Source organism: Bacillus methanolicus (assembly GCF_028888695.1).
GTDB lineage: Bacteria > Bacillota > Bacilli > Bacillales > Cytobacillaceae > Bacillus_Z > Bacillus_Z methanolicus_B.
The window spans coordinates 416247-433801 of sequence record NZ_PNFF01000001.1 but is presented as its reverse complement, the minus strand read 5'-3'; the positions used below and the strand labels follow the sequence as shown (position 1 = coordinate 433801).

General features: G+C 39.0%; 17 protein-coding genes and 1 pseudogene. 7 read left to right on the top strand and 11 right to left on the bottom strand.

Annotated elements, in window-relative coordinates:
* Nucleotides 1–17 precede the first annotated feature (17 nt).
* The 6 genes from argC to C0966_RS02200 all read right to left on the bottom strand — a co-directional run bounded on the left by argC (nucleotide 18) and on the right by C0966_RS02200 (nucleotide 5589).
* A complete protein-coding gene (argC, locus tag C0966_RS02225; RefSeq protein ID WP_274853536.1) occupies nucleotides 18–1052 on the bottom strand; it encodes an N-acetyl-gamma-glutamyl-phosphate reductase in 1035 nt (344 codons plus the stop codon).
* A gap of 171 nt (nucleotides 1053–1223) precedes the next feature.
* A complete protein-coding gene (gene mobB, locus C0966_RS02220; protein WP_274853535.1) occupies nucleotides 1224–1772 on the bottom strand; it encodes a molybdopterin-guanine dinucleotide biosynthesis protein B in 549 nt (182 codons plus the stop codon).
* Nucleotides 1760–3025, bottom strand: coding sequence for a molybdopterin molybdotransferase MoeA (locus tag C0966_RS02215; protein WP_274853534.1), 1266 nt, complete (start codon nucleotides 3023–3025; stop codon nucleotides 1760–1762). Before C0966_RS02215 ends, mobB begins: the two co-directional genes overlap by 13 nt.
* 61 nt (nucleotides 3026–3086) lie before the next feature.
* A complete protein-coding gene (gene moaA, locus C0966_RS02210; RefSeq protein WP_274853533.1) occupies nucleotides 3087–4103 on the bottom strand; it encodes a GTP 3',8-cyclase MoaA in 1017 nt (338 codons plus the stop codon).
* A 365-nt stretch (nucleotides 4104–4468) separates the two neighbouring features.
* Complete coding sequence (locus tag C0966_RS02205; RefSeq protein WP_274853532.1) at nucleotides 4469–4777, bottom strand: metal-sulfur cluster assembly factor; 309 nt, start codon at nucleotides 4775–4777, stop codon at nucleotides 4469–4471.
* Between the two features lie 23 nt (nucleotides 4778–4800).
* Entirely contained in the window at nucleotides 4801–5589 is a 789-nt protein-coding gene (locus C0966_RS02200; RefSeq protein WP_274853531.1) for a prolyl oligopeptidase family serine peptidase, read from the bottom strand.
* Nucleotides 5590–5792: 203 nt separating this feature from the next.
* Here C0966_RS02200 and C0966_RS02195 point away from each other — a divergent pair, with 203 nt between their 5' ends.
* The 3 genes from C0966_RS02195 to C0966_RS02185 all read left to right on the top strand — a co-directional run bounded on the left by C0966_RS02195 (nucleotide 5793) and on the right by C0966_RS02185 (nucleotide 7060).
* Nucleotides 5793–6611: a Cof-type HAD-IIB family hydrolase gene (locus C0966_RS02195; RefSeq protein WP_274853530.1), complete on the top strand. Its 819-nt coding sequence runs from the start codon at nucleotides 5793–5795 to the stop codon at nucleotides 6609–6611.
* A 109-nt stretch (nucleotides 6612–6720) separates the two neighbouring features.
* Nucleotides 6721–6873 carry a hypothetical protein gene (locus tag C0966_RS02190; protein WP_274853529.1) on the top strand — a complete coding sequence of 51 codons (153 nt, stop codon included), beginning with the start codon at nucleotides 6721–6723 and terminating at the stop codon, nucleotides 6871–6873.
* Between the two features lies 1 nt (nucleotide 6874).
* A complete protein-coding gene (locus C0966_RS02185) occupies nucleotides 6875–7060 on the top strand; it encodes a DUF3813 domain-containing protein (RefSeq protein WP_274853528.1) in 186 nt (61 codons plus the stop codon).
* A gap of 94 nt (nucleotides 7061–7154) precedes the next feature.
* Here the strand turns inward: C0966_RS02185 and C0966_RS02180 are convergent, their stop codons facing one another.
* A complete protein-coding gene (locus tag C0966_RS02180; RefSeq protein ID WP_274853527.1) occupies nucleotides 7155–7547 on the bottom strand; it encodes a Gmad2 immunoglobulin-like domain-containing protein in 393 nt (130 codons plus the stop codon).
* 21 nt (nucleotides 7548–7568) lie between these two features.
* The gene (locus tag C0966_RS02175; RefSeq protein ID WP_274853526.1) at nucleotides 7569–8411 is read right to left on the bottom strand and encodes a YitT family protein; all 843 of its coding nucleotides are present in this window, start codon (nucleotides 8409–8411) and stop codon (nucleotides 7569–7571) included.
* A 156-nt stretch (nucleotides 8412–8567) separates the two neighbouring features.
* On the opposite strand from C0966_RS02175, the gene C0966_RS02170 reads away from it, so the two are divergent.
* The gene (locus C0966_RS02170) at nucleotides 8568–9425 is read left to right on the top strand and encodes a DegV family protein (protein ID WP_274853525.1); all 858 of its coding nucleotides are present in this window, start codon (nucleotides 8568–8570) and stop codon (nucleotides 9423–9425) included.
* A gap of 73 nt (nucleotides 9426–9498) precedes the next feature.
* Nucleotides 9499–9630, top strand: coding sequence for a DUF3941 domain-containing protein (locus C0966_RS02165; protein ID WP_274853524.1), 132 nt, complete (start codon nucleotides 9499–9501; stop codon nucleotides 9628–9630).
* A 359-nt stretch (nucleotides 9631–9989) separates the two neighbouring features.
* On the opposite strand, the gene C0966_RS02160 is transcribed toward C0966_RS02165, so the two are convergent.
* On the bottom strand, nucleotides 9990–10850 hold the full coding sequence (locus C0966_RS02160) for a CvfB family protein (protein ID WP_274853523.1): 861 nt from the start codon (nucleotides 10848–10850) through the stop codon (nucleotides 9990–9992).
* A gap of 94 nt (nucleotides 10851–10944) precedes the next feature.
* On the opposite strand from C0966_RS02160, the gene C0966_RS02155 reads away from it, so the two are divergent.
* On the top strand, nucleotides 10945–11436 hold the full coding sequence (locus C0966_RS02155; protein WP_274853522.1) for a YajQ family cyclic di-GMP-binding protein: 492 nt from the start codon (nucleotides 10945–10947) through the stop codon (nucleotides 11434–11436).
* Between the two features lie 155 nt (nucleotides 11437–11591).
* On the opposite strand, the gene C0966_RS02150 is transcribed toward C0966_RS02155, so the two are convergent.
* Both C0966_RS02150 and C0966_RS02145 read right to left on the bottom strand, forming a co-directional pair.
* Nucleotides 11592–13952: a glycoside hydrolase family 31 protein gene (locus C0966_RS02150; RefSeq protein WP_274853521.1), complete on the bottom strand. Its 2361-nt coding sequence runs from the start codon at nucleotides 13950–13952 to the stop codon at nucleotides 11592–11594.
* Nucleotides 13953–13998: 46 nt separating this feature from the next.
* Nucleotides 13999–15534 carry an alpha-amylase family glycosyl hydrolase gene (locus C0966_RS02145; RefSeq protein ID WP_274853520.1) on the bottom strand — a complete coding sequence of 512 codons (1536 nt, stop codon included), beginning with the start codon at nucleotides 15532–15534 and terminating at the stop codon, nucleotides 13999–14001.
* Between the two features lie 228 nt (nucleotides 15535–15762).
* On the opposite strand from C0966_RS02145, the pseudogene C0966_RS02140 reads away from it, so the two are divergent.
* Nucleotides 15763–17522 (top strand): annotated as a pseudogene (locus tag C0966_RS02140) (alpha-glycosidase).
* The last annotated feature ends 33 nt before the right edge of the window (nucleotides 17523–17555 follow it).

Genomic DNA, 17555 nt, shown 5'->3' with positions numbered 1-17555 from the left:
GGAACAATCCCCCCTCTTTACGGATACAAAGGAACAAAACCGAGCCCTGCTTTTTCATCGATCCCATTCATAATATTGGCATTTTGCACTGCCTGGCCGGCTGCTCCTTTCATTAAATTATCAATAACGGATACAATCGTAACCCTGCCTGTTCTCTGATCTGCATGAAGGCCAATGTCACAGAAATTTGAACCGCTGACCTCTTTTATCGATGGATATCGGCCACTAGGCTTAATGCGAATAAAAGGACTGTCCGCGTATGTTTCCCGGTACAGTTCGAGAATTTCCCCGGTACTTTTTTCTTCTAAAAGCTGAACATACATTGTTGCCATAATCCCTCTTGTAATGGGAAGCAAATGAGTACTGAAGGTGATCTGCTTCACTTTTGGGCTCCATTTTTTTAGCTGCTGCTCAATTTCCGGTATATGCTGGTGTTCATTCACCTTATAAATCTTCAAGTTTTCATTTACTTCGGAAAAATTGATGCTTTTAGAACCGCCTCTTCCCGCCCCGGAAGCACCTGATTTTGCATCAATAATGATACTGCCTGGATCAATAAGCTCTTCCTTTACAAGCGGTGCAAGCCCTAAAAGCGCAGCGGTTGGATAGCATCCGGGATTGGCCACAATTCTTGCTGAAGCAATCTTAGCTCGATTCCATTCACTTAATCCGTAGACAGCTGTTTGCAGAAGTTCCTCTTTAACAGGTTCATCTTTATACCAAATTCGATATTCATCCGGATCTGTTAAACGCAAGTCTCCTGATAGATCAACGATTTGTATATCGGTTTCTGAAAAAGCTTCAGCCAATTTCCCTGACACTCTTGATGGCGTTGCAAGAAACACTAAATCACTTTCTTTAGCGATTTTGTATGGATCAATCTTTTCCAGCTTTTGTTCGATAATTCCACTCAAGTGAGGATACTCCTCATTTATTGCAATTTCTTCTCTCGTTGTATGAATAGATTGTATATGATATACAGGATGGTGATTCAGGATCCTCAGGAGTTCGCCACCCCCATATCCTGTCGTCCCGATAATAGAAACTTTCATTCTTTCCACCTTCAGTCATGTTGTATATTTAATCAATTAATTTTATATTTATGTATAATTGTTTCTCTTATTATAAAAACTTAGGAAACTAAAATCAATCATTATTTTGAAATTTAAAATATTTTTAAATGAAAAAGCCGGCCGAAAGTAGGCCGACTTATTTTTTTATAGTTAATTTGAATTTCTGTTTTCAATTATTCGGGATTTTAAATAATTGAGCAGCCAGTATAAGCCGCTGTCATCATCTATGTAAAAAACCGGAATATTTTTCTTCTCCGCTAGCTTTAAAGCGAGTTGTGAATCCCTGCAAAGGATCAGTTTTATATTTGCCAGCTCCTTAATAAGCGGGAGGTCAGCATCGTCTCTAATAATAACAGCCTTTTCAAACTCTGCTTTTTTATGCCCTTCAATTAAAATGACATCTGGATTTAAAAAAGAAAGAAGATTAATTTGGTCCTTTAGTGTCAAAGTCGTATTTTCTGCATGAAGAAGTATGTTTCCTTCCCCTTCGACAAGCGTTGCTACCGCTCCTGCAGCAGCATGCTTGCTTGAATCTTTATTTTCGATCACATCGGGTTTGCCGCCGTGCCCGTGGTGTTTAATCGTTGCGACACGCTGTTTTTCAATTGACAGTGCTTTAATGAGCTTTGCCATGAATGTGGTTTTGCCGCTGTTTTGAAACCCGGCAATCTGAAAGACAACAGAGCTTACCAAGGCCACTCGCTCCCGGTTTCATCTTCAAGCATTAAAACATCAACTTCACTTCCACTTTTAAATCCTCTTGTACCTCCGGGAAGAATTGTTAATGAATTGGCTTCTGCAAGGCTTGTCACTATATTTGATTTATCAAGCCCGCTTGGCGAAACGGCAAGTTTACCGTCCCGAATCGTTAATGTGCTTCGAACAAAGCGGGTAAATGGGTTGGCTTTTGGAAAATCCACCTCGAGAATTGCTTTTTCTTTTCTCAAATGAGGCTTTTCCGAAAAAAGCATTGTTTTAATGACCGGCCTAGCAAATAACTCAAAACCGACATAGCAGGCAGATGGATTTCCGGACAGTCCAAACAATAAATTCCTTTCAAACTGTGCAACGGTTGTTACACTTCCCGGCCGCATCGCGACTTTATTGAACAATACGTCTGCACCAAGTTTTTCGTAAATGGCAGGAAGATAATCATAATCACCTACGGAAACTCCGCCTGTCGTAACCAATAGATCTACTTCATCGATCGCTTTCCGGACTGCTTCAAAGCACGTTTCAAAATTATCATTGAGTTTGCCGAAGTAACGCACTTCCGCTCCGGCCCTGTCGATTTGAGCGGCAATCATATGAGCATTGCTGTTTCGGATTTTTCCCGGCTGCAACGGTTCATCAACTTCCAGAAGTTCTGTTCCTGTTGCAAACAGCCCAATAACGGGTTTTTTTGCAACAGGCACTTTTGAGTACCCAAAAGTAGCCAATACAGCCTGTATTCCCGGATTTATTTTCGTTCCTTTCTTTAGAAGGACTTGTCCTTCTTTTGCATCCTCTCCCCGGAACGAAACATTTTCCCCTTTTTTAAAAGGGCGCTTTATCGACATGAACTTTTTTCCATCTCTCTCTACTTCTTTTGTCAGTTCCAGCATAACAACCGCATCACACCCATCAGGCATTTCGGCACCGGTCATAATTCTGACAGCCTGAAATGGACCGACCGTTTTTGAAGAAACCATTCCTGCTCCAATATGGTCAATGACTTCAAATTCAACCGGATTGGTTTGAGATGCTTCCTTTGTGTCAATCGCTCTGATGGCAAATCCGTCGTACGGGGCACGGTCGAAACGGGGCACATCGTGTGTTGCTTTTATATCCTCTGCAAGAAATCTGCCGTGGCTGTCGTTAATAGAAATGATTTCAGTTTCACCGCTTTTTGCGAACTCCATCACTTTTTTTACGGCTTCCCCGACAGGAATTGGAGTTCTCCTTTCAACCATCAACATCAGCTCCTAAAGAATCTTTCAGAAATTATTACAAAACCTCCTTTCAACAGGAGGTTTAGCCGCCAATAAAGGGCATCTCAATTTTTTTTTGCTGCGCTGCTGTTTCTGCAGTGCGTTCATCAGAATACCGGTCCTTTCGATTATTCCAGATATTCACAATTCGCTCCTGCAACTGTTCATCAGTTGCGCCGTTTCTCATAAAATCCCTTATATCATGTCCGTTCCCGTTAAACAGGCACGTGTACAGCTGACCATTCGCGGACAGCCTTGCACGCGTGCAGCTTCGGCAGAAAGATTCCGATACGGAAGTAATAAAACCGACAAGTATGTTTGTACCTTTATGCCTGTATCTCTTGGCGACTTCACCGAAATAGGCAGGCTCCATTTCTTCTAGGTCATATTTTTCTTTTAGAATTTCATAAATTTGTTTTTTCGTAATAACGTCATCCATTTTCCAGCCGTTTGTACTGCCAACATCCATAAATTCGATAAAACGCAATTCCAATCCTTCTTGCTTGCAAAAGTCTGCCATTGAAAGAATTTCCGAATCGTTTAATCCCTTTTTTACGACCATATTAATTTTTATCCCCAACCCGGCTTTTCTTGCCTCCTCAATACCTTGAAGAACCGGCTTCACTCCGACATTCCGTCCGTTAATTTTTCCAAATATCTCGTCATTCAAGCTGTCTAAACTTACGTTTACCCTTTTTAGGCCGGCGTCTCTTAATCCTTGAGCGAGTTTCGGAAGCAGCACCCCGTTGGTTGTAAGGGCAATATCTTTCAGTCCGTCAATTGTTGCTAGCATCTTAACAAGAATCGGTAAATCTGTACGAAGGAGCGGCTCTCCTCCAGTAAGCCTGATTTTTTCAACTCCTAATTTCACAAAAATATTTGCTGTACGAAAAATTTCTTCGAATGTCAGAAGTTCACTTTTCGGTAAAAATGCAAAATCAGGGCCAAATATTTCAGCCGGCATGCAATATTGGCAGCGGAAATTACAGCGATCAATAACAGAAATACGCAAATCTTTGAGCGGTCTATTTAACTTGTCTTTAATCATTGATTTTTTCATGACAATCCACTCCATTAAATACAAACTTCCGTTTAATTAGGAAGAAAAATTTACCGCCCTTCTATCATTGAAATTAAGGCAAGAAGTTATTACTATCTTAACAGTGTTTTTGTGAATTGCCTATACTTATTCTCACAAATTGCGTGATATGACAACATAACTCATATTTAGACATGCTTCCGCATTTGGCTAAAATAGGAGGCAGACTCAAATGCAAAGGACCAGACCCCTCCGTTGCAATGTATAGACAAACAGTTATAAAACCAATCTATATATTGCCATTATTGGAGGTGTCAGGTCCTTATGAGTCAACCTCTTTTATCTCAAAGAGATGGTGTGTTATATATTTTAAAAGCTAGTTCATGTTATTGGATGCCTAATGCAATTTTTGCATATCTTGACATTCTGTCTTTCGTCCATGGTGGGTTAAAAACAATGTTAACATCAATATCCTTAATTTCCGGAATATCAGCAAGAGCACGCTTAACTTGGTCTACGATCGTTCCGGCAAGCGGGCATCCCATTGCTGTAAGTGTCATTGTTACTGTTAGTTTCCCATCCTCATCCATCTCAAGATCATATACCAATCCTAAATTAACTATGTCAATCCCAAGTTCCGGATCTATAACAAGCTCAAGAGCACCCATAATGCTGTCTTTAAGATCTTGATCCATGTAAAAACACTCTCCTTCTATGTTTAATTCACACTATAACTATTATAGCGTGTTAAGTGCTTTTCAAACCACAATATAGTATTGTCAATCCCTTCTTTGCTTACTTCATGACCGGCGTTTTCATCAAGGATAAACATGAGGTGATCCGGATTATAGTCTTTTTTAATTCTTTCATAAAACTCAAACGAATATTGAAATGGCACAGCTTGATCCTTTTTTCCGTGCCAGAAAAGAATCGGTCTGTTTCTCATTTTTTCCGGCTGAAGGGTTAAATCATATTGGCGGACTTTTTCAAGCAAGCTGTCAATTTCATCCTGGCTCACTTTAAGATCAATTCCGTATTTTTGTATATTTTGCAGCTGCCATTTTGCAAATTCTTCATAAGATGGACTTCCCATCAAAACAACAGCTGTATGAATCCAATCATACTGAGATAGTGCACCGAGTGTCACAATGCCTCCCATCGAAGTACCTGCAAGTCCGATTCTTCCTGTATCGACGGTCCCTTTCTCTTCAAAATAATCTTTAATTAACTGTATTTCCTCGATCGTTTTTAATACGATTTCCCAAAAATGAAAATTCAAATCCTTTTCACTTATATTTTCGCTTCTTTCACCGTGAAAGAGTGCTTCAGGCAATACAACTCTTAATCCTTTTTCAGCAAGTAAATAAGCATAATGAAGGTTTTTTTCTTTTCTACTTGTAAACCCGTGAACAAAGATGACGAGCGGCATTTTTTTGGAAAAATCATTTTGCTTTGCAATATGAAGAACAGGAATATAATTAATCAGCACTTTTTCAATCGAAATCAATACTTTTCACCACCAAATAGACGATCAGGTAAAATTTTTTACAAAATTCATACAGTATTGGTAATATAGGACTCATAGAAGGAATTAAGAGTCAAAATGGGAATATATATAAATATCTCCTCTTCATTTAGTTTAGCACGTAAACCAATTTTTTCATAAGAGGATGCATTATCTTAATAAATTGTTTTTTAAAAGGAGCGTTTATGGCTGAGAAACATTTAATTGTACTTGATTTAGACGGTACTGCGTTAAAAGATGATAAAACAATATCCGATAAAACGAAGAAAGTTATTCAAAGAGCGAAGGAACACGGGCATTTGGTAATGATTGCCACCGGAAGGCCATTTCGATCCAGTGAAATGTACTACCGAGAGTTACAACTGGATACTCCAATCGTAAACTTTAACGGGGCATTTATTCACCATCCATTAGATAATAAATGGGGGGTTTACCATTCGCCTTTGGACATGAAAGTGGCAAAAGACATTGTCGATGCATTGGACTCTTTCCATTTTCATAATATTATCGCAGAGGTCATCGACGATGTGTTTTTCCATTATCACGACGAAAAATTATTGGATGTTTTTGGAATAGGAAAACCGAATATTACAACAGGAGATTTGCGGAAATTTTTAAAGCAGTCCCCGACAAGCATGCTTATTCATACTGACGAAGAAAATGTTAAAAAAATACGGGATCATTTATCGGAAGTACATGCTGAAGTGATCGATCATCGCAGCTGGGCAGCGCCGTGGCATGTCATTGAGATTGTTAAATATGGCCTGAATAAAGCTATTGGCGTAAAAAAAGTTGCTGATTATTTTCAAATTCCTAGAGAAAGGATCATTGCTTTCGGCGATGAAGATAATGATCTGGAAATGCTTGATTTCGCGGGTAAAGGCATTGCAATGGGGAATGCAGTTGACGAGGTTAAAAATATTGCTAATGACGTTACACTTTCAAATGAGGAAGACGGTATTGCCGTCTATTTAAATGATTTGTTAAATTTAAAAGCACTTTAATTATTGGTAATCGTTTATCCGGCAATTCTTTTCTCCTACTTAAGCACATACTACAAATGAAACAGCTAATCTGTTTCACAAGCTCAATACTAATTTTGGAGGGATTTACATGGGTAAACGCAACAAGTCAAAGCGCTTTGTACAGCAGAGTGTTGATACAGTAACAAAGCATGATGAACGCATCCCTTATCACATGACATATGCCGAAGCTGAAGCGATGAAAATGGCAAATGTGAAAGAATCCTCACTCGGAGGTGCATAGGATGGGCAACAGGCTTTTCCAGGAAGCAAAAAAATTTGTAAATCTGGCAAAAAACGCCGAAACTTCCAACAAGCAAGAAGCCTTAGCCAGAGCAAAAAACGCAATCAGCTCTGCTTATGCCAACTCCACAATTGCTGAGCAGCGGCAGCTCCAAGAATTACAAAATGAGCTTGAAAATATAAAGTAATAAAAGTGGGTCTGACTCCTCCAATACAAAATATAGACAAATGCTAATAAACGTTTCTATATATTGTTTGAGAGGGTCAGACCCTTTCTTGCGGTTAAAACTGTTCTAATTGGACCGGATAAGTATGAATGATGCTGTTGTCCTTTTTGCTTCGTTCATACAAATTTAACATCAGGCTTCCTTTCACAGGGAGCTTTTTCTTATCTATGTCTATGGTAATGCTGAATGGAGCCCATTCTGGAAATTTTGTTTTATGGTACAGTTTCATTTCAGAAATAAACTCATTATGACCGTCTTCCACTGTATAATAAAACACACCCATGATCGGTCTTGCTTCCCCGCTTACTTCATAATTTCCTTTTTCACCGCTAACTTTCAAAATTCGGAAAACAGGGTTTTCCTGAGCCTTTTCACTTTCCATAGCCGACATTTTTGCAGGTGCAATCAACAGAACCAGCAAGCCTAATAATAGTAATAATCGCTTCACCAATATCCCTCCAACACAGTTTTAATCTTTCCGGAAAAATCCCAAAATCTCAGTCGTTTGCACGATGTTTGTAAATGCATTAGGATCCACTTCTTTTATTATTCTTTCAAGATCGAACAGTTCATAACGGGTTATCACAATAATCATCATTTCCTTGTTCTCGTTTGTATATGCTCCCTTAGCAGGCACTCTTGTAATTCCCCGCACCAGCTTCTCATGAATCGCTTTTTTCAGCTCATCCGGTTTTTTTGTAATAATCATCGCAGTGAGCTTTTCATGCCTTGTATGGATCGCATCAATCACCCGTGTAGAAGCATAAAGGGTTACAAGGGTATACAACGCCTTTTCCCAGCCATACAAGTATCCTGCTGTTATTATAATAATGGCATTAAGTGTAAAAAAATAAATACCGACCGGTCTATCTTTCTGTCTTGAAAGCACCATTGCTACAATATCAAGCCCTCCGGTTGAGGCTCCCCATTTAAGCGTAATACCGACCCCTACAGCTGCAATAACTCCTCCAAAAACAGCATTTAGCAAAATGTCAGTTGATAGTTGGTTAACAGGTATTACTTCAAGGAAAAACGACATTGATAAAACACTAATAAAACTAAATAAAGTAAAAGATTTCCCTACTTTTTTCCACCCTAAAATCGTTACAGGTATATTAAGCAAAAATAAAAGTATACCTGTTGATATAGTAAACGGTGTATATTTACCGACGATATTTGAGACTAACTGGGCTACACCGGCAAAACCGCTGGCATATACATTAGCAGGAATCAAAAAAAAGTTCATTGCTATAGCATTTAATAATGCGCCAAATAGTACGACAAATGTTTTTTTCGTTTGCAGCCAGACCATGATGATTCCCCCTATTATTCGTGAAAAAACTAAAATCTTTATTGATCATTATTATTTTTTTACCCAATATTTCTATTTCTCACTACTTTAATTGTCTTTTTATAATGAAACGGATAAACTTAAAGCGTAATTTGTAGAAAGAAAGCAGGTGAAAAAATGTCAGTTAAAATATTGGCAGACAGTGCATGCGATTTGCCTTTAGAATTTTACAACGAGCATCAGACTGCGTTGATTCCTCTTAAGGTACATTTAGATGGACAAGAATACGAAGATCTCAAAACGATCGAACCAAAAACGGTTTATGATGCAATAAGAGAAGGAAAAATTCCTAAGACTTCGCAAGCTTCCCCACATGGGCTTGAAGAGCTTTTCACAAAAATGGCCGAAGCAAATGAAGATGGAATATACATCGCATTTTCTTCAGAACTATCAGGGACATATCAAACTGCAGTGATGGTCCTTGAACAAGTTAAGGAACGGTACCCCGATTTCAATTTAACGATTGTTGATTCCAAATGCGCCTCACTCGGTCTGGGTCTAGTCGTCAAGGAAGCGGCCCTGTTAGCGAATAATGGCGTTGCAAAAGAAAAGATACTCGAGGACATCCGCTTTCGCTGTGAACATATGGAACATCTTTTTACAGTCGATGACCTTGAGTATTTAGCAAAAGGGGGCCGAGTTTCCAAAGCATCCGCTTTTTTAGGAGGATTGCTTAACATTAAACCGCTCTTAAATGTTGAAGACGGCAAACTGATTCCTATTGAAAAGCTCCGCGGAAAAAAGAAATTGCTTCGGCGCATCATTGAATTGATGAAAGAGCGCGGAACCGACTTGAACAGTCAAGTGATTGGAATCAGCCACGCTGACGACGAAGCAACAGCGCAAGAAATGAAAAACATGATCGAACAGGAATTCAACCCAAAACACATTGAAATTACTTCTATTGGAGCAGCGATTGGTTCACATACAGGTCCGGGAGCGATAGCGGTCTTTTTCTTAAATCAAATCCCATAATTCATACATACTCCTTTCAGTAATGTAAACAATAAGGTCGCAGTCACCTAAATTTACTGAAAGGGGTATTTTTATGCCGCATACTTCTGACAATGATAAAAAGGCTCAAGACAACCAAGCACTAAGACATGAAAAAAACATGCTTCGCGAGAAAAACCGAAAAGCCGGAAAGAACCAGTACTCAAAAAAAACTGATCATCTATGATAAGATAAACCGGGGTTCTGCCCGGTTCTTTTAAATTGGAATGAAAGCTCATAAGTGTAATTCGGCGGTACATAAATCTGTATAAGTTCTTATGTATTGGAAAAGGGCTTATGAATCAGAATGACGGCTCATTTATTTGGATAATGGCTCATATATCGGAACGATGGCTCATTTATCTAGATAAGGGCTCATTTTTCGGAACGACGGCTCATTTTTCGATATAAAGGCTTATATATCAAAATAACGGCTCATTTATCTAGATAAAGACTCATATATCAAAATGACGGCTCATTTATCAGATTAAAGACTCCATTATCATCCCTTGACAAGGATCGAAGCAGTAAACCTTTGCACTTTATCTACTTTTTCATATATGTCCAGCCTTCTTCCTGATAGATCTTTCCGTCTTTCATTAATCGACCGAGAACTCTTTTAAATGCCCCTTTGCTCAAATTGAACCGTTCCATAATGTCTTCCGGCATACTTTTATCGGAATAAGGCATCGCCCCGTTCCGGGATTGAAGGAACGCAAAAATCCGTTCTGCATCTTGATCAAGCGTCTCATGCTTTCTTCCGAGAAGCGATACATTAATGCTCCCGTCAACTTTGACATCGATGATTCGCCCCTCTACTTTTTCACCGAGCCTTGGTTCTTTTTCTGTTTGGGATTCGTGAATAAATCCTTTAAATCCTTCAGTTGTATAAATCCAGCTGCCAACCTTTGCTGTACGGTAAATATGCCCCTGAACATTTTTATTAAAATCTTTTTTCGTTGCTTTTACAGCGAGCTCTTCCATCACTTTTTCAGTCGCTAGCCGCGCAAACATCCGATTATTGCGGCTAATCCGGATTGTTGTAAAGAGCATATCTCCCTTGATCGGCCATACAGATTTATGTGAAGGCAAATCTTCCTCTCCCAATAACAGTTCTTTCTTAATGCCGATATTTAAGAAAATTCCTACTCCCGGTTTCACATCTGTGACCTCTGCCCATCCATATTTATTGACAGTAATAAACGGAATTGTATCAGTGGCGGCAATTCTTCCTTTTGCATCAGTATAAAGGAATACTTCCGCATTCTCTCCTTCTGTATATTCACGTTTTGCTTCGTTCTTATGCATCATCACATCTTCTTTTCCATCCGTTAAAAAATACCCAAATTCTGTTATGCGGACTACTTTTAAATGGACAACCTGGCCCAATAGTGAAGTCAAGGACACTTTGCTCCCTCCAATTATTATCTAATAAAGTTGTTTGAACTGCTATATTTTACTATAATGGAGGCAATAATGAAAAATGTTTTCGGAGGTTAAAATGGCAAAAGAGAGTTCATTTGATATTGTATCCAAAGTAGATCTGTCTGAAGTAACAAATGCAATCAATATCGCAATGAAAGAAATTCAAACTCGCTACGATTTTAAAGGCAGCAAAAGCGATATTAAGCTGGAAAAGGACGAACTCGTTCTTGTTTCCGATGATGAGTACAAACTCGGACAATTAAAGGATGTTTTAATCGGGAAATTGATTAAAAGAGGAGTCCCTATAAAGAATCTTGATTACGGCAAAATTGAAAATGCTTCCGGTGGTACAGTAAGACAAAGAGCCAAGCTCATTCAAGGTATTGATAAAAATAATGCCAAAAAAATCAACACCATTATTAAGAACAGCGGCTTAAAAGTGAAAAGCCAAGTACAAGATGACCAAATCCGTGTAACAGGAAAGAGCAGGGATGATCTGCAAAAAATCATTGCTGCCATACGTGAAGCCGATCTGTCCATTGAGGTTCAATTTATTAACTACCGATAAAAAAGTGGAGCATTGGAAACTTGCTTTCCATACTTTTTTTGCTTTTGAGCCACTTTGGAATATTTATGAGCTGATTTATGAGCCAACTAACTTAATACCGCAGAACCATGTGGCAGATTCTAAAAAAGCGAAGCTTCGCGCTTCGCTTTTTATTTTTATAACGTAACTGAAAGTGTAAGATCATCCTTTTTCTGCAAGGATTTCTCTTTTCCATTAATAAATAACGCGGTATTTTCATGTGCTCCATGCACAACCAGTTCGATGTTTTTCCATTCAGGCTTAAAGCTGCCTTCGTCAGAAAAAGTCAACGAAATTTGGTCTTTTTCGCATTTTACAAAAAAGGTTTTTAGTAAATAGCTTCCTTGTTCATATTCAAATGTACTTCCGTCATCATCATACAACTTAAAAGAAGATGCTGTATTTTCACCATAATACAAATGGAGAGTCAGCTTTTCGTCTTTTATTTCCGTCGACCGTTTTACCGGTCCGTGAACAAGGATCGAACCTTGTTTTACAAAAATCGGCAGCTTGTTTAAGTCTGCATTTACAAGATGATGTTTTCCGCCTTTATATACTTCTTCCGTCCAGTAATCGACCCAATTTCCTTCAGGAAGATAAACAGCTCGATGCTGAACGGTCGGCTGCATGATCGGTGCAATAATGACATTGTCTCCAACCATGAATTGGTCAGAAAGATTGTACGTATTTTCATCTTTTGGATATTCCATCATCAACGGGCGCATAACCGGAGTTCCTGTATAGTGCGCTTCAACAAACAGCGAATAAAAATGCGGCAGCCATTGATAACGCAATTGAATATATTTTTTTATGACTTTTTCATATTTTTCCCCGAATGACCATGGTTCTTGGCGTGAAAAACCAAGAGCGCTATGATTGCGGAAATAAGGAATAAACGCCCCTACTTGAGTCCAGCGGGCAAGCAGCTCGCCGTTTGAATCATGGGCAAAGCCGCCAACATCAGCCCCTGCGAACGGAATGCCTGATAAGCCGAGATTCATGACCATCGGAATCGACATTTGCAAATGCTCCCAGAAGCTTCGGTTATCACCGGTCCAGACGGCTGCGTAACGCTGAACCCCTGAATAGCCCGCACGGGTTAATAAAAATGGCCGTTTGCCGTTTAGCTGCTCTTTCATTCCGCTGTAAGTCGCTTCCCCCATCAGCAATCCGTAAATATTGTGGAGTTCCCGATGGGTGCGGGGATCACCGTCATTATCATGCATGACTTTGACGTCCATCGTCTTCGTTTCGTTGAACACTGCAGGCTCATTCATATCATTCCAAATGCCTTCAATGCCTAGATCACTATAAAACTTATGTTTTTCTCCCCACCATCGCCGCACTTTTGAACTAGTAAAATCAGGGAAGGCACTGTTTCCAGGCCAAACGTCGCCGAAATAAATAGTTCCTTCAATATACTTGCAGAAATGATCTCCCCGGATTCCCTCCTGGTAGATATAATATTCAGGATCTTCTTTTACACCCGGATCGACAATTGGAACAATGCGGATACCCTGTGCCTTTAAATCTTCAATAAGCTGCTTTGGATTCGGAAATCTTTCTTTATCAAATGTAAAAACCCTGTAGCCGTCCATGTAGTGAATATCCAAATAGATCACATCGAGCGGTATTCCTTTTTCGATAAAAGTGTTTGCTAATTCACGAACTTCCTGCTCTGTTTCATAGCTGTATCGGGACTGGTGGTACCCGATGGCCCATTTTGGCGGAATCGGCATTCTTCCCGTTAAATATGTGTATTGTTCCAAAACATCTTTCGGTGTTGGACCTGCCATGACGTAGTAATCAATTTGTCCGCCTTCTGCTGAGAAAGTATAATTCGTTTCCTCTGATCGAAAATCAAATGTTGTCTTAAACGTATTATCAAAAAAGATTCCGTGTGCAAATCCGTTTCTTAACGTCATAAAATACGGAATGGATTGATATAAGGAATCGGTTTCAGGATTGTGCGGTGCATAAACATCACTGTTCCACATCGTCATTTTTTCACCGCGTTTATCTAAAAATCCTGTTTTTTCCCCAAATCCGTAAAAATGATCTTCCGGGTCCATTTCTTTAAAACAAATCACTTCTTTTGAATCCTTATATCCCATCCCTTTTGCACCTTCTTTCACAAGCAGGCGCCCATCTTGATCGGCTACCGTAACGCGCAGTGGCGATTTATCTAAATAAATGAGTAATTTTGCCGAAGATAAAAGAATTTGTCCGTTCTTCTCATATACGGATACAGCTTTTTTCTCACCTTCCGTAATCAGAGCAGGGCTGCTCTGCAAAGTTGTTTCACCATATGGATTAAACACAAAACGGACGATATCATCGCGGTAGAATTTGATTAATAATGTTCCGGATTCTGTTTTTACCGCTGCGCCATTATGTGCTTTCTCAACTTCTAATACATTCCCGATATCCTTGTAGTTGGAATCTTGCATTTGCTTTTTTTGTCCTGGATGAATAGCAAAGCTTGTATCCTCTAACATGCTGCAAACCTCCTTTTAGTTCCGGGCAGAAAAAATTCATGTAATACTAGGAACTTGTCTTTCTTCCTTTCTTCCAAGCTAAAACAAGGAATAGAATGAAGGCCGCAATAACTCCTCCCAAAATGACAAGGAAAGGAATATTTAATCCTGTTTTTTCTGCCAAAAAATAAATCTCTGCTTCATCGCGGTCAATGATCAAGTTGTATTCTCCGTTTTCGCTTCGGACAAGGTCACCATTCAGCAAGCCTCTCAGTTCTTTGCCAGCTGCAATATCTTTCTCTGTCAACGTTATTTTCTGTGACTTCGACGTATTATTGATGGCAATGACAGCGGTTTCGTTTTCATACTCTCGTTTGTAAACAGCCATTCCCTTTTTCTCGTAAAGAAGTTCCATTGTCCCTCTTGTTAAAGAAGGATGCTTATCTCGCAATTCTCCTATTTTTGAAATATAATCGATCAATTCTTTGTCTGTCCGAAAATCCATGATTCGGCGGTTGTCCGGATCTTCCCCGCCGTCAAGGGCAATTTCACTTCCATAATAGACAATTGGTATACCAGGTGTTGTATATAAATAAGTTAGCGCCAGCTTCCATCTTGATCCCGGATGCAGATTGTTATTAACTGCATCCCGAGTAAAACGGACAGTATCGTGGTTATCCATGAACGTACCCAGCAAATATGGATTTTCATATACTTCTTTATTTCTTTCCCATACGGTAAAAAGCCCTTTTAATGATTGATCAGGCTTGGAAAATGCAGTTCGCAAATGCTCATTTAACGGGTAATCAAGAAATCCGTCAATTCCGGCCTTTTCGTATTGGGCTATGTAAGTTGGATCATTTGACCAAATTTCACCTAATAGATAAAAATCTTCTTTCTCTTTTTTTATTTCTTTTGCAAAATCAGCCCAAAAACTGACAGGGGCATGATTTACCGCATGAAGCCGATATCCGTCAATATCGGTCTCTTTGATCCACCATTTGGCGGCATCGATTAAATAATTTTTCACCTCGGGATTTTCCTGGGCAAGATCTGGAAGACCGTTAAGCCATCCATTCTCAAGTTCTTTCTGGTCATTCCAATTATTAATTTCCTTTTTGTTATGGAACCAATCTTGTTTGTCAGGGTCATTCACCCATTCAGATTTTAGTCCGACATGATTGGCAATGAAATCAAAGATGACTTTCATGTCGCGTTTATGTGCTTCCTTGACTAACTCTTTAAATTTATCCAAAGAACCAAAATGCTCTTCCGTCTTATAAAAATCTTTTATCCAATAACCGTGGTAACCTTTTTTATCATTATCAAAGACCGGTGTCAGGCAAATAGCCGTAAAGCCCATATCTTTTATATAATCAAGCTTGTCAATAATCCCTTGAAAATCTCCCCCTTGATATGCTTCTGGATTGCTAACATCAACTTCAAAATTATTAGATGGATCCGCATCATTAAAACGGTCAACCATTAGAAAATAAATTGTTTCATCTTGCCATTTCCGTTCTTCTTTTTCCGCTGCCTCTATTGGGGCAGTATAAGAAAGAAGAAACGGGATTAAGATGATAGTAAGAAAAAATTTTTTCATCTCCTGCTCCTCCTTGAGTGTCCTTACGCTCTTAGATTAGCCTTTAGTTCCCCCTGCCGTCAAACCGGAGACAAAGTATTTTTGGAATGAGAGGAACAGTATGGAAATTTGAATCATTTTGGTCTCATGCGAAAACGGTCGTATATTCGTTATACTTCAATTTCATTTTAATAACTTCCTTTTTATGGAATAAATGCTTTATTTAAATTTTTTGTTGAGGTGTTATTCATGATTGAGTATTCTTCCGTATTTCATCGGCCGACTGATAATTTTGCCTATCCTTTTCGTGAAGAATCACTTCATATACGATTAAAAACGAAAAAGAATAACATTTCAAAAGCTGAACTTATTTACGGAGATCAATATGAATGGAATGACGGCAGCTGGGTCAATTTTAAGCAAGAATTACATAAAATAGGCTCTGATTCTTTATATGACTACTGGCAGATTGAAGTAAAACCGCCTTATAAACGGCTGAGATACGGTTTTATTTTGCATAGCGGGAACGAGCAAACAACTTATACTGAAAAAGGATTTTTTCAAGAGCCGCCTCAAGATCCCGCTTATTATTTTTGTTTCCCATATTTACACGCCAGCGAAGTATTCCGTGCACCTAGTTGGGTTAAGGATACAGTCTGGTATCAGATTTTTCCGGAAAGATTTGCAAATGGAGATGAATCGATAAATCCGCCAAATACATTAGAATGGGGATCAACAGCCCCTTCGCCTGATAACTTTTTTGGCGGTGATTTTCAAGGAATCATCAACCGCCTTGATTACTTGAAGGATTTAGGGATCACCGGCATCTATTTTACGCCGATTTTTAAAGCATACTCCAATCATAAGTACGATACAATCGATTACTTTGAGATGGACCCGCAGTTCGGAAGCAAGGAAGTATTTAAGCAGCTTGTGGAAAAATGCCATGAAAACGGAATAAAAGTTATGCTCGATGCTGTATTTAATCATAGCGGATATTTTTTTGAACCTTTTCAGGACGTATTAAAAAACGGAGAAAATTCACGCTACCGCCATTGGTTCCATTTAAACGAATTTCCTCTTAAAGGCGGAGAACGGCCAAATTATTCAACCTTTGCGTTTGTCGAGTCAATGCCAAAATTAAATACGCAAAATCCCGAAGTAAAAGAGTATCTTCTGGAAGTAGGGAGATACTGGGTCAGGGAATTTGATATTGATGGCTGGAGGCTTGATGTGGCGAACGAAATTGACCATCAATTTTGGCGCGATTTCAGAAGGGAAGTAAAGAAGATCAAGCCCGACTTATATATTTTGGGAGAGGTTTGGCTTGATGCGATTGCCTGGCTCAGAGGAGACCAATTTGATGCGGTTATGAATTATCCATTTCTGACAAACGTAATAAACTTTTTTGCAAAAGAAACAATTTCAGCAAAAGAATTTACTGAAAATATGTCGGCCGTCCTTTCCAATACCCGGCTACTGTAAATGAAGCTGCATTTAATCTTATCGGAAGCCACGATACTCCGAGAATATTGACAGAATGCGGGGAAAATGCAGACAAGGTTAAATTGATTTTTGCTTTCTTACTTACATTTATTGGAACACCTTGCATCTATTACGGGGATGAAATCGGATTAACAGGAGAAATGGATCCAGGGTGCCGAAAATGCATGCAATGGGAAAAGGAACACCAAAATAGAGATTTGTTCAAGCATGTCCAGCGCCTCATTAAGCTTCGTTCTGAAGAAAAACTGCTCAGTAATGAAGGACAAATTAAATTTTTAACACCGGCTGAAAATAACAGCTGTGTATCGTTCATAAAGTCAAATGGAGAGGAAAGTGTATTTGTAGTCTTAAATTCTTCCGGAAATGAAGCTAAATTTTCGATCCCATTCAATTTAAAAGGAAAAAAAGTCACAAATCTGTTAGATGGAACGGTATTTGCATCTGAAGCAGAACATCATTATATCCCCTTAAAAGCGTATGAATACGCAATTTTTAAATTTTAATTGAAATAGAGGCGGGCTCAATACCAAGCCGCC

What these genes read in the sequence shown, in the direction of transcription:
- C0966_RS02185 (WP_274853528.1), top strand. Translation starts at nt 6,875, where the DNA reads ATGGGCAACAGGCTTTTCCAGGAAGCAAAAAAATTTGTAAATCTGGCA.
- C0966_RS02190 (WP_274853529.1), top strand. Translation starts at nt 6,721, where the DNA reads ATGGGTAAACGCAACAAGTCAAAGCGCTTTGTACAGCAGAGTGTTGAT.
- C0966_RS02145 (WP_274853520.1), bottom strand. Translation starts at nt 15,534, where the DNA reads ATGAAAAAATTTTTTCTTACTATCATCTTAATCCCGTTTCTTCTTTCT.
- C0966_RS02215 (WP_274853534.1), bottom strand. Translation starts at nt 3,025, where the DNA reads ATGGTTGAAAGGAGAACTCCAATTCCTGTCGGGGAAGCCGTAAAAAAA.
- C0966_RS02170 (WP_274853525.1), top strand. Translation starts at nt 8,568, where the DNA reads ATGTCAGTTAAAATATTGGCAGACAGTGCATGCGATTTGCCTTTAGAA.
- C0966_RS02155 (WP_274853522.1), top strand. Translation starts at nt 10,945, where the DNA reads ATGGCAAAAGAGAGTTCATTTGATATTGTATCCAAAGTAGATCTGTCT.
- C0966_RS02175 (WP_274853526.1), bottom strand. Translation starts at nt 8,411, where the DNA reads ATGGTCTGGCTGCAAACGAAAAAAACATTTGTCGTACTATTTGGCGCA.
- C0966_RS02195 (WP_274853530.1), top strand. Translation starts at nt 5,793, where the DNA reads ATGGCTGAGAAACATTTAATTGTACTTGATTTAGACGGTACTGCGTTA.
- moaA (WP_274853533.1), bottom strand. Translation starts at nt 4,103, where the DNA reads ATGAAAAAATCAATGATTAAAGACAAGTTAAATAGACCGCTCAAAGAT.
- C0966_RS02150 (WP_274853521.1), bottom strand. Translation starts at nt 13,952, where the DNA reads ATGTTAGAGGATACAAGCTTTGCTATTCATCCAGGACAAAAAAAGCAA.
- argC (WP_274853536.1), bottom strand. Translation starts at nt 1,052, where the DNA reads ATGAAAGTTTCTATTATCGGGACGACAGGATATGGGGGTGGCGAACTC.
- C0966_RS02165 (WP_274853524.1), top strand. Translation starts at nt 9,499, where the DNA reads ATGCCGCATACTTCTGACAATGATAAAAAGGCTCAAGACAACCAAGCA.
- C0966_RS02205 (WP_274853532.1), bottom strand. Translation starts at nt 4,777, where the DNA reads ATGGATCAAGATCTTAAAGACAGCATTATGGGTGCTCTTGAGCTTGTT.